This is a genomic window from Streptomyces sp. WM4235, assembly GCF_001279725.1.
Classification (GTDB): Bacteria; Actinomycetota; Actinomycetes; order Streptomycetales; family Streptomycetaceae; genus Streptomyces.
In genome coordinates, this window is record NZ_LGDE01000036.1 from 1 (window position 1) to 10995 (window position 10995).

The following is a 10995-nucleotide window of genomic DNA, read 5'->3' on the forward strand; positions in this document are numbered from 1 at the left end:
CCCCCCCCGCACCGCCCCCGCCCCGGCACTGCGAGGCCGCATCGGCAGCGGCTTCTCGCCCGACCCCCGCCGCTACCACCTCCACCTCGCCGCCGACTGTCCGCGCTCGCTCCGGGTGACCACCACCCTGCGCCTCCTCGGCCTCGCCGACTGCGTGGGCACCACCGTGCTCGGCGACCCGGACTCCCACGCCGCCCTGCGCGCCGCGTACGAGGCCGCCGGACACCACTACGACGGCACCCTCACCGTTCCCGCGCTCTGCGACACCTGGAGCGGCCGCGTGGTCAGCAACCACACCCCCGACATCCTCGACGACCTGGCCGTCGGTCTCGCGGGCCGCCCCGACCTGGCCCCGCCCGCCCCCGCCGCGCTCGCCGAGGCCGTCCGGACACTCCTGGACGACACCGCGCCCCTGGCCGGGTGGTCGGCCGCCCTCGCCCTGCTGGAACAGCGCCTGGCCCGGTCCCCGTACGCGCTGGGCGACCGGCCGACCGTCACCGACGTGGACCTGTGGGTGGCGCTGCGACACCACCCCGCCCCGGCCGGGGCGGGGCAGTCCGTACGCTCGTACCTGGGTCGCCTCCGCGCCCATCCGGCCTTCCGCTCGGGCGAGTGAATCGGCGGCGGAGGGGGTGCGTGCAACGAATCGCCGCTCGACCCGCCGAATGCGCAACGAATCGATACTCCGAGCGCAACGGTGACGGCTTGTCCCGGTCGAACGCCCGAACGTACCGTCTAATGACCCCCTCCCCACCTGTCACAGAGGTACGCCCATGCCCCCGCTGCGCACCGCCCTCCTCCAGAGCTCCGGACGGCTCGGCGACACCGCCGCGAACCTGAAGGCGCTCGACGAGGCCGCGGCACGTGCCGCACAGGGCGGGGCCGGGCTCCTCGTGACCTCGGAGATGTTCCTGACCGGCTACGCGCTGGACCTCCAGGACATCCCCGGCATCGCCGAACCGGCCGACGGCCCGTCCGCCGTCGCCATCGGCGACATCGCCCGCCGCCACGGCATCGCCGTCCTGTACGGCTACCCGGAGCGGTCGGGCGACGCCGTCTTCAACTCCGCGCAGCTCATCGGCCCCGACGGGACCGCGCTCGCGAACCACCGCAAGACCCACCTCTTCGGCTGCTTCGAGCAGGACGCCTTCACCCCCGGCGACACCCCCGTCGTCCAGGCGGACCTGAACGGCCTCCGCATCGGCATCCTGATCTGCTACGACGTGGAGTTCCCCGAGAACGTCCGCGCGCACGCGCTGGCCGGCACGGACCTCCTCCTCGTCCCGACCGCGCAGATGCACCCGTTCCAGTTCGTCGCCGAGCAGCTGGTCCCCGTCCGGGCCTTCGAGAACCAGATGTACATCGCGTACGTCAACCGCACCGGCCCCGAGGGCGAGTTCGAGTTCGTCGGCCTCAGCTGCCTGGCCGCCCCCGACGGGGTCACCCGCACCCGGGCCGGCCGCGGCGAGGAACTCGTCTTCGGCGAGGCCGACCCGGAACTGCTGCGGGCCTCGCGCGAGACCAACCCCTACCTGCGCGACCGCCGCCCGGGGCTCTACGCCTCGCTGGTCTGACCCACCAGACCCCCGGAACCCCGGACCCCACGGACCCGCCCCCGGTCCGCCCTCCCGCCCCCACCTGCCCGAGTCCGTTCGCAAGGAGCCGTACCCCATGACGTCCACGGTGCCCACCACCGCCGTCCCGCACAGCGACGGACAGCCCCCCATCACCATGTTCGGCCCGGACTTCCCGTACGCGTACGACGACTTCCTGGCCCACCCGGCGGGGCTCGGCCAGATCCCGGCGACGGAGTTCGGTACCGAGGTCGCCGTCATCGGCGGCGGACTGTCCGGCATCATCTCCGCCTACGAGCTGATGAAGATGGGCCTCAAGCCCGTCGTCTACGAGGCCGACCAGATCGGCGGCCGGCTGCGCACCGTCGGCTTCGAGGGCGCCGGCACCGAGGAGCTGACCGCGGAGATGGGCGCCATGCGCTTCCCGCCGTCCTCCACGGCCCTCCAGCACTACATCGACCTCGTCGGCCTGGTCACCGAGCCCTTCCCGAACCCGCTCGCCGAGGCCACCCCCTCGACGGTCGTGGACCTCAAGGGCGAGACCCACTACGCCGAGACCATCGCCGACCTCCCGCAGGTCTACCGTGACGTCGCCGCCGCGTGGAACGCCTGCCTCGACGAGGGCGCCGACTTCTCCGACATGAACACCGCGATGCGCGAGCGGGACGTCCCGCGCATCCGCGAGATCTGGGCCAAGCTCGTCGAGAAGCTCGACGACGAGACCTTCTACGGCTTCCTCTGCAAGTCCGAGGCCTTCCAGTCCTTCCGCAAGCGCGAGATCTTCGGCCAGGTCGGCTTCGGCACGGGTGGCTGGGACACCGACTTCCCGAACTCCATCCTGGAGATCCTCCGCGTCGTCTACACCGAGGCGGACGACCACCACCGCGGCATCGTCGGCGGCTCGCAGCAGCTGCCGCTGCGCCTGTGGGACCGCGCACCCGGCAAGATCGTCCACTGGGCCCAGGGCACCTCGCTGTCCACCCTGCACGACGGCACCCCGCGCCCGGCGGTCACCCGCCTGCACCGCACGGCCGGCAACCGGATCACGGTCACCGACGCCACCGGCGACATCCGCACGTACCGCGCCGCGATCTTCACCGCGCAGTCGTGGATGTTGCTGTCCAAGATCGAGTGCGATGACACGCTCTTCCCGATCGACCACTGGACGGCGATCGAGCGCACCCACTACATGGAGAGCTCGAAGCTGTTCGTGCCCGTCGACCGGCCGTTCTGGCTGGACAAGGACGAGGAGACGGGCCGCGACGTCATGTCGATGACGCTGACCGACCGGATGACCCGCGGCACCTACCTCCTGGACAACGGCCCCGACAAGCCGGCCGTCATCTGCCTCTCGTACACCTGGTGCGACGACAGCCTGAAGTGGCTGCCGCTGTCCGCGAACGAGCGGATGGAGGTCATGCTGAAGTCCCTCGGCGAGATCTACCCGAAGGTCGACATCCGCCGCCACGTCATCGGCAACCCGGTCACCGTCTCCTGGGAGAACGAGCCCTACTTCATGGGCGCGTTCAAGGCGAACCTGCCGGGCCACTACCGCTACCAGCGCCGCCTGTTCACCCACTTCATGCAGGACCGCCTCCCCGAGGACAAGCGCGGCATCTTCCTCGCGGGCGACGACATCTCCTGGACGGCCGGCTGGGCCGAGGGCGCCGTGCAGACCGCCCTCAACGCGGTCTGGGGCGTCATGCACCACCTCGGCGGCACGACCGACACCACGAACCCGGGACCGGGCGACGTCTACGACGACATCGCGCCGGTGGAGCTCCCGGAGGACTGACCCCTCCCGGACCCCGTGACCACGGGCCGCCCCCGCGCGAACAGCGCGGCGGCGGCCCGTTCTCGTGCCCGCGCCCGTGTTCGTTCTCGTGCCCGCGCCCGTTCTCGTGCCCACCGCCCGTCCCCACACCCGCGACACCCGCGGCCCGTTCTCGTGCCCGCCGCCGTCTCGTCACGTCCGCCGCAGCCAGATCGACTTCCAGCGTTCCTCGCGGGCGGCGGCCACGGCCGGCTCGAACCCGGTGTCCCGCCCGCCGAGGCCCACCCCGCACCCCGCGCACAACCGGTACACCCGGTGGCCGGTGCGCAGCTCCCGCGTGCCGCGGTCCCGCGCGCAGACCGGACAGACGGGCGGCGGCCACGGGCCGGCGCCGGCGCGCAGGATGCTCGGCATCACGACCGGGAGCGGCGCGTCCGGGTGGAACCCGGGGTCGGGGCAGTGGAGCCGACGCCAGGGTTCCGGTGGACGGGGGACGCGCACACCGGCCCGCTTCTGCGCCCGACGCAGTTCCTGCCAGGGGCGGAACGCCGCGAGCCAGATCTCGCGCGCCGCGTGCAGCTCCTCCACCGCCCGCACCACCGCGTCCGGGTCCCGTTCCGGGTCGGCGGGGATGCGGGCGGTGCGCGCGAGGTGGTCGAAGGTGGCGCGGAATCCGTACGGGGCGAACTCCGTGACGCAGGTGCGCAGTGCGGCGAACCGTCGCCGAGGCGTACGGGTCGGGTCGAGGGCCCGCAGGCGATGGGTGGCGAAGCTGCTCACCGGGGGAGCGTAGCCGGCGGCCCTTCCCGCCCGCACGGGGGTTTCAGCCGCGCGGGGTGAGCAGACAGCGGCCGACCAGTCCGACGCCGGCGTCCAGGGAGTCGGTGAACTCCTCGGCCAGTTCGGGGACGCGCCGCAGCGTCCACAGCAGGCGGGCCGCGGACCAGGCGCCGGCCCGGGCCCGCTCCAGGCTCCACGACCCCACGAGGTGGGTCAACGGGTCGGCGATCTCCAGCAGGTCGGGGCCCGGCATCAGGTCCTCGCGGATCTGCTCCTCCAGGGAGACCAGGGTGTCGCCTACCCGGTCGAAGTCCCCTTCCAGCGCGGCCGGTTCACAGCCCAGGTGACGGCAGGTGGCCACCACCGCCAGCGCCAGGTCGTGTCCGATGTGCGCGTTGATGCCCGCCAGCGCGTGCTGGAGCGGCCGGATCCCGGGGTGTCGGCGGTATTGGAGGAGCGGACGCCAGCAGGCCGGGGCCCGGTCCGCCTCCACGGCCGCCAGGTAGCGCTCGGCGAAGCACACGCTGAGGGCCTGAGCCCTGCGCGGGGCGGGGAACGCCCCGCGCGCGAGCCGTTCGTGCAGCGTCTGCGTCACCGTCAGGTACACCCGGTTGAAGACGGCCACACCGTCCTGCGCGGGGAGCCGCTCGTCCAGGGCGCGCATCCGCGCGAGCACCGCTTCCATGGGAGGCAGCGTCGCAGCAGGAGCGCGCCGCGTGGGGAACTTGGCCGTACCCTTCGCCGGTTCGGGCGAAGCGGCGTCAACCCCGCTTGTCCCCGGGCCCGTCCCCGCCCTCCGGACCGTCGTAGTCGGAGGCACCCGAGTCGAGCGGCGGCTCGTCCCGCTTCATGTGCGCCGGGGCGAAGTACCGCAGCGTGTGGTAGCCGGTGATCACCACGACGGTGCCGAGCGCGATGCCGCCCAACTCGAAGCTGTCGGTGATGTTCAGCGTGACGCCGCCGATGCCGATGATGATGCCCGCCGCGGCCGGCACCAGGTTCAGCGGATTGCGCAGGTCCACCCGGCCGCTGATCCAGATCTGGGCGCCGAGCAGGCCGATCATGCCGTAGAGGATCACGGTGATGCCGCCCAGCACCCCGCCGGGGATGGCGGCGACGACCGCGCCGAACTTCGGGCACAGGCCGAAGAGCAGGGCGAAGCCGGCGGCGGCCCAGTAGGCGGCCGTCGAGTAGACCCGGGTGGCCGCCATGACGCCGATGTTCTCGGAGTAGGTGGTGTTGGGCGGGCCGCCCACCGCCGTCGACAGCATCGACGCGGCCCCGTCGGCCGCGATGGCGGTGCCGAGCTTGTCGTCGAGCGGGTCACCGGTCATCTCGCCGACGGCCTTGATGTGTCCGGCGTTCTCCGCGATCAGTGCGATGACCACGGGCAACGCGATGAGGATCGCCGACCATTCGAAGGCCGGCGCGTGGAAGCTCGGCAGCCCGATCCAATCGGCCTTGGAGACCCCGGAGAGGTCGAGCCGCCAGTGGTCGACTTTCTCCGGCCCGCCCGCGGTCGAGTGGATCTTGCCGAAGACCAGGTCGAGGATCCAGGAGAGCGCGTACCCGAAGACCAGGCCCAGGAAGATCGCGATCCGGGACCAGAAGCCCCGCAGGCACACCACGGCGAGTCCGGTGACCAGCATGGTGAGCAGCGCCGTCCACTGGTCCTGCGGCCAGTACGTCGAGGCCGTCACGGGCGCCAGGTTGAAGCCGATCAGCATCACCACCGCGCCCGTCACCACTGGCGGCATCGCCGCGTGGATGATCCGCGCCCCGAACCGCTGGACCGCGAGGCCCGCGAGGAACAGCGCCACGCCGACCACGAACACCGCGCCCGTCACGACCGCGCTGTCCCCGCCGCCCGCCCGGATCGCGGCCGCGACCCCGACGAAGGCGAGCGAACAGCCCAGGTACGAGGGGACCCGACCGCGCGTCGCGAGCAGGAAGATGATCGTCGCGACGCCCGACATCATGATGGCCAGGTTCGGGTCCAGGCCCATCAGGACCGGCGCCACGAAACTCGCCCCGAACATGGCCACGACGTGTTGGGCGCCGAGCCCGGCGGTACGCGGCCACGACAGCCGCTCATCGGGCCGCACCACCGCGCCGGGGGCGGGCGTCCGCCCGTCTCCGTGCAGGGTCCAGCGCACGCCGAAGCCCATGTTCCACCACTCCCGTTTCACCGACCGGTCAACCATCCGGGCCGCACCGCGTGTCGAACCACGGGAGCCAGCCGACATATTACGGCCGGATTCCAACGGTTTCGTCCCGGTTGGTCGCGGCGACCTTGCCGGCCGCGGGCTTCGGGCGCAGCACGGCCGCCCCCACCACCAGCGCGAACGCCAGCAGGGTGACCAGACCGAAGGAGACCACGAGCGAGGTCGCGTCCGCCACCGCGCCGATCGCCGACGGTGCGATCAGACCGGAGGTGTACGTGATCGTCGCCACCCCCGCGATGGCCTGGGCGGGCGCCGGACCGCTGCGCGCCGCCGCCGCGAACGCCAACGGGACCACGACCGCGATGCCCAGCCCGATCAACCCGAACCCCGTGAGGGCCGCCGCCGGATGCCGCACGGTCACCACCAACACCCCGCCCAGGGTGGCCAACACGCCGCCCACACGGACGGTGCGCACGGCGCCGAACCGGTCCACCACGCGGTCCCCGACGAGCCGCGCGACGGCCATCGTCAGCGCGAACGCGGTGGTCGAGGCGGCGGCGAGACCCGCGTCCGTGCGCAGCACGTCCCGCAGGTACACGGCGGACCAGTCGAGACTGGCGCCCTCCGCGAAGACCGCGCAGAAGCCGATCGCGCCGATCAACAGCGCCGACCTCGGGGGCAGGGCGAAGCCCGGCGGCGCCTCCGCGTTCTCCGCGCTGCGCAGGTCGAGCACGCCCCGTACGGCGATCAACCCGGCCGCGGTCAGCGCGAGCGCGGCGATCAGGTGGTGCAGGCGGGCGTCGGCACCGGTGTGGGCCGCGAGCGTGCCCGCCGCCGAGCCGACGAGGGCGCCCACGCTCCACATGCCGTGCAGCGAGGACATGATCGAGCGGCCCATCCGGTTCTCGGTCTCCACGCCGAGCGCGTTCATGGCCACGTCGGCCATGCCCGCGCTCGCCCCGTAGACGAAGAGCGCGAGGCAGAGCGTCACGAGGTTCGGCGCGAGGCTCGGCAGGATCAGCGAAAGCGTCCACATCGACAGCAGTCCGCGCAGCGCGGCGCGCGCGCCGAACCGGTGGTTGATCCGCCCGGCCAGCGGCATCGCGAGCGCCGCGCCCAGGGCGGGGAAGGCGAGCGCGAGCCCCAGGGTGCCGGCGCTGAGCTGCGCGTGGTCCTGGATCCAGGGGATGCGGGTGGCGAAGGAGCCGGTGACGGCGCCGTGGGCGCAGAACACGGCGGCTATGGCGAAGCGGGCATGGCGCAGTCGCGCCGGGCTGAGGTCGGTTTCCCCGGTCATGACACGCAAACTATCAGGGACCCTGCCTGATGGTTAATGCCCCGGGACTCCCTAAGATGGGCGCCGTGACCCCTGCCAAGGCCCTGACGGCCGCCGCTCCCTCGCCCGCGTCGCCGAGCACGGCCCGAGCCATCAACGACCGGCTCGCCCTCGGACTCCTCCAGTCCGAAGGCCCCCTCACGGCCACCCAGCTCAAGCACCTGACCGGCCTGTCGCGTCCCTCGGTGGCCGACCTCGTGGAACGACTCGCCGAAGCCGGCCTGATCGAGGTCGTGGGGGAGTCCGGGGAACAGCGGCGCGGCCCCAACGCCCGCCTGTACGGAATCGTCGCCCGCCGCGCCCACCTGGCCGCCCTCGACGTCCGCACCGACAGCGCCACCGCCGTCGTCACCGACCTGCTGGGCCTGCCACTGGCCGAGGTCTCGCTGCCGGTCGACGCCGTCGAGGAGGCCGTGGACCGGCTGGCCGCCCTGACGCGCGAGGTCGGCGCGGACCCCCTGCACACCGTGGTCGTCGGCGCTCCCGGGCTGGTCTCCCCGGACAGCGGCCAACTCGGCGACACCCTGCGCCTGCCGTCCTGGCACCGGGACCTCGTGGCGGCCCTCCGGCGACGGCTGCCGGCCAAGGTGGTCGTGGAGAACGAGACCAACCTCGCCGCCCTCGCCGAACAGCGGATCGGCGCGGCCCGGGACGTGGACTCCTTCGTCCTGCTGTGGTTGGGCGCCGGTGTGGGCGCGGCGGTGGTCCTGGACGGGCGGCTGCGCCGGGGGGCCTCCGGCGGGGCGGGGGAGATCGGCTTCCTGCCCGTACCGGGGACCGCCGCACTGCCGTCCGACACCGACTGCGGTGGAGGCTTCCACGCGCTGGCCGGACGCCGGGCCGTCACCGCGCTGGCGGTCGAACACGGCTTCCGGGGACCGGCGGAGGAGGCGGTCGCCGGAGCCGCCGGCGAGGCGTTCCTGGACGCGCTGGCCGAACGCCTCGCGATCGGGGCGGCAGCCGTCGCGGCGGTCCTCGACCCGGGCTGCGTGGTCCTGGCGGGCGAACTCGGCCACGCCGGCGGCCCCGCGCTGGCGGCCCGCGTCGCCGCCCGCCTCGGCACCCTGACCCCGGTCACGACGGAGGTCCGCGCCACGGTCCTCGGCGGGGCCGCGGTACTGGCGGGAGCCAGACTGGCCGCCCGCGAGGAGGCGCAGGCCGTGCTCTTCGGCGGCTGACCCCACCCGCGCCCGGGCGGACCCCACCGGGCCGGACCCCATCCGCCCGCCCCCACCCGGCCCGCCCGCACCCCCGCCCGGCCCCGACGCGCCGGCACCGACGCGCCGGCACCGGGCCCGCTGGCACCCGATGCACCCGGCCGGGGCTCGCCCCCGCTCGGCCCGCCCGCGCTCGGCCCGCACCGCTCCCGCACGCCCGGCGCACGCGCACGGCTACCGCCGGGCCAGGAACTCCGCGAAGGTGCCCCGGCCCACCGCGTGCGACGGGGCCAGGTTCCCGCCGCGCCGGAAACCGGCGTACGCCCGGCCCGCGAGCGGCAGCGCGACGATCCGGCGCCGCCTGCCCGTCGCCTTCAGGTACGCGCGCGCCAAGTCCGGCAGGCTCCGGATCTCCGGGCCGCCCATGTCGTCCACCCGCCCCGCCGGGACGGGCACCGCCAGTTCCGCCAGCCGGTCCGCGACCTCCTCGACGGCGATCGGCTGTACCCGGACCCCCTTCGGCAGCGGCATCACCGGGAGCTTCGCCGCCGCGCCCACCACCTGCGCGACCAGGTCGTGGAACTGGGTGGCCCGCAGGATCGTCACGCCCAGCCCCGAGGCCTCCAGCAGCCGCTCCACCTTCAGCTTGGTCACGTAGTAGCCGAGCGGCACCACGTCCACGCCCACGATCGAGATGTAGACGATGTTGGTCACCGTCCCGGCCCGCCGGGCCGCCTCCACGAGGTTCCCCGCAGCCACGTCGTCACCCCCGCGCGGGGAGCTCGCGCAGTGCACCACCACCTCCGCGCCGCGCAGCGCCGCGTCCAGGCCGGATCCGTCGGTCAGGTCCACCGGGTGGTCGGGCGCGTGCCGGCTGAGGACCCGTACGTCGTGCCCCGCCGCCAGCAGCCGCGTCACGACGAACGAGCCGAGGTTTCCGGTGCCTCCGGTGACGACGATCGTGTTCATGGTGTCCCTTCCTTCCCGAGAGGGTGCGTTCACCAGCCTGGACCGGACAGCCCCCCGGAATGTGACAGCTGTCGTCGCAGGAACCCCAGCTTCTCCGGGTTGACCACCACCCGCGCGCCGCTGACCAGTCCATTCTCGAATTCCGGCAGGAACACCGCCACCTCGCCGAAGACCAGCGCCGGCGCCCCGTTGACCTCCGCGAAGGTGACCGACTCCTCGCCGACGAACTTGCGCAGCGCGCCCACCAGGAAACGGGCCACGTTCTCCCGGCCCAGGATCGGCCGCCGGGCCGCGCCCACCACCCCGCCGCCGTCCGACACGTACCGCACGTCGGTGGTGAGCAGGTTCTCCAGCCGGGCCAGGTCCCCGTCGCGCGCCGCGGCCATGAAGGTCTCCACCAGCCCCCGCCACTGTCCGGGATCGGGTTGGAACCGCGGCCGGGGGGCGTCCACCCGCTCCGCCGCCCGCCGGTGCAGCTGTCGGGAGTTGACCTCGGTGACGTCCAACAGCCCGGCGATCTCCCGGTGTCCGTACCCGAAGGCCTCCCGCAGCACGTACACGGCGCGTTCCTTCGGCGTCAGCCGCTCCAACAGCACCAGCAGGGCCATGGAGACTCCGTCCCGCCGTTCCGCCGAGTCCAGCGGGCCGAGCGTCCCGTCCCCGGTGAGGACGGGCTCCGGGAGCCAGGGGCCGACGTACTCCTCGCGGCGGGCGCGCGCGGAGGTGAGCCGGTTGAGGCACAGCCGGGTGACCGTCTTGGCCAACCAGGCCCCCGGGTGCGCGATCGGGTCGCGGTCGGCGCCGTTCCACCGCAACCAGGCGTCCTGTACGACGTCCTCGGCCTCGTGGGCGGAGCCCAGCATGCGGTAGGCGATGCCGAACATCCGTTGCCGGTGTTCCTCGAAGCCCGCTCCGGTCGCGGCGTTGTCCGTGATCACGGAACCAGACTACGAGCGGACGCGCGAGGACCCGGTGGCCGCCGGGCCACCGGGTCCTCACACTCGTCGGGTCAAGCGGGCAGACCGGGGGTCAGCACGCGCCCTGGTCCTTCCAGACGCCCCAGTCACCGGTGGTGCCGGGCTCCTCGTTCTGCGTCCACCAACCGGCCTTCCAGTTGCGGCCCTTGTGCGAGACCACGTTGCCGCTGTTGTAGACCTGACCCGCGACGTACGCCGGGTTGGTGCACGTGCCGCCCGGAGGCGTCGTCGGGGGAGTCGTCGGCGGGGTGGTGGGGGGAGTG

11 protein-coding genes are annotated in these 10995 nt (G+C 73.5%); 4 read left to right on the forward strand and 7 right to left on the reverse strand.

Annotated features, from left to right (window positions below; genetic code table 11):
• From ADK55_RS05530 to ADK55_RS05540, 3 genes are all read left to right on the forward strand, one after another.
• The coding region (locus ADK55_RS05530; RefSeq protein WP_053676325.1) for a glutathione S-transferase C-terminal domain-containing protein at positions 1-616 on the forward strand (616 nt) is incomplete at its 5' end.
• 157 nt (positions 617-773) lie between these two features.
• Positions 774-1574 carry a carbon-nitrogen hydrolase family protein gene (locus tag ADK55_RS05535; RefSeq protein WP_053676326.1) on the forward strand — a complete coding sequence of 267 codons (801 nt, stop codon included), beginning with the start codon at positions 774-776 and terminating at the stop codon, positions 1572-1574.
• Positions 1575-1671: 97 nt separating this feature from the next.
• Positions 1672-3369 (forward strand): flavin monoamine oxidase family protein, encoded by a 1698-nt coding sequence (locus ADK55_RS05540; protein ID WP_053676327.1) that lies wholly within the window; start codon positions 1672-1674, stop codon positions 3367-3369.
• A 171-nt stretch (positions 3370-3540) separates the two neighbouring features.
• Here the strand turns inward: ADK55_RS05540 and ADK55_RS05545 are convergent, their stop codons facing one another.
• The 4 genes from ADK55_RS05545 to ADK55_RS05560 form a co-directional block, all read right to left on the reverse strand.
• Positions 3541-4128: a hypothetical protein gene (locus tag ADK55_RS05545; RefSeq protein ID WP_063839447.1), complete on the reverse strand. Its 588-nt coding sequence runs from the start codon at positions 4126-4128 to the stop codon at positions 3541-3543.
• A 43-nt stretch (positions 4129-4171) separates the two neighbouring features.
• Positions 4172-4813: a DUF5995 family protein gene (locus ADK55_RS05550; RefSeq protein WP_053676329.1), complete on the reverse strand. Its 642-nt coding sequence runs from the start codon at positions 4811-4813 to the stop codon at positions 4172-4174.
• Positions 4814-4889: 76 nt separating this feature from the next.
• Entirely contained in the window at positions 4890-6296 is a 1407-nt protein-coding gene (locus tag ADK55_RS05555; protein ID WP_053676330.1) for a uracil-xanthine permease family protein, read from the reverse strand.
• Positions 6297-6375: 79 nt separating this feature from the next.
• Positions 6376-7590: an MFS transporter gene (locus ADK55_RS05560; protein ID WP_053676331.1), complete on the reverse strand. Its 1215-nt coding sequence runs from the start codon at positions 7588-7590 to the stop codon at positions 6376-6378.
• A gap of 56 nt (positions 7591-7646) precedes the next feature.
• Here ADK55_RS05560 and ADK55_RS05565 point away from each other — a divergent pair, with 56 nt between their 5' ends.
• Complete coding sequence (locus tag ADK55_RS05565; RefSeq protein ID WP_053676332.1) at positions 7647-8807, forward strand: ROK family transcriptional regulator; 1161 nt, start codon at positions 7647-7649, stop codon at positions 8805-8807.
• 213 nt (positions 8808-9020) lie between these two features.
• On the opposite strand, the gene ADK55_RS05570 is transcribed toward ADK55_RS05565, so the two are convergent.
• From ADK55_RS05570 to ADK55_RS05580, 3 genes are all read right to left on the reverse strand, one after another.
• Positions 9021-9755, reverse strand: a complete 735-nt coding sequence (locus ADK55_RS05570; RefSeq protein ID WP_053676333.1) for an SDR family oxidoreductase — start codon at positions 9753-9755, stop codon at positions 9021-9023.
• A 29-nt stretch (positions 9756-9784) separates the two neighbouring features.
• Entirely contained in the window at positions 9785-10693 is a 909-nt protein-coding gene (gene sigJ, locus ADK55_RS05575) for an RNA polymerase sigma factor SigJ (RefSeq protein WP_234349908.1), read from the reverse strand.
• A gap of 91 nt (positions 10694-10784) precedes the next feature.
• Positions 10785-10995, reverse strand: a 211-nt coding sequence (locus ADK55_RS05580) for a carbohydrate-binding protein (protein ID WP_053676334.1), incomplete at its 5' end; no start/stop codon positions are given.

Excerpts from the sequence above, each read along its gene's own strand:
- ADK55_RS05535 (WP_053676326.1), top strand. The coding sequence starts at position 774 with ATGCCCCCGCTGCGCACCGCCCTCCTCCAGAGCTCCGGACGGCTCGGC.
- ADK55_RS05570 (WP_053676333.1), bottom strand. The coding sequence starts at position 9,755 with ATGAACACGATCGTCGTCACCGGAGGCACCGGAAACCTCGGCTCGTTC.
- ADK55_RS05565 (WP_053676332.1), top strand. The coding sequence starts at position 7,647 with ATGGGCGCCGTGACCCCTGCCAAGGCCCTGACGGCCGCCGCTCCCTCG.
- ADK55_RS05550 (WP_053676329.1), bottom strand. The coding sequence starts at position 4,813 with ATGGAAGCGGTGCTCGCGCGGATGCGCGCCCTGGACGAGCGGCTCCCC.
- ADK55_RS05560 (WP_053676331.1), bottom strand. The coding sequence starts at position 7,590 with ATGACCGGGGAAACCGACCTCAGCCCGGCGCGACTGCGCCATGCCCGC.
- ADK55_RS05540 (WP_053676327.1), top strand. The coding sequence starts at position 1,672 with ATGACGTCCACGGTGCCCACCACCGCCGTCCCGCACAGCGACGGACAG.
- ADK55_RS05555 (WP_053676330.1), bottom strand. The coding sequence starts at position 6,296 with ATGGGCTTCGGCGTGCGCTGGACCCTGCACGGAGACGGGCGGACGCCC.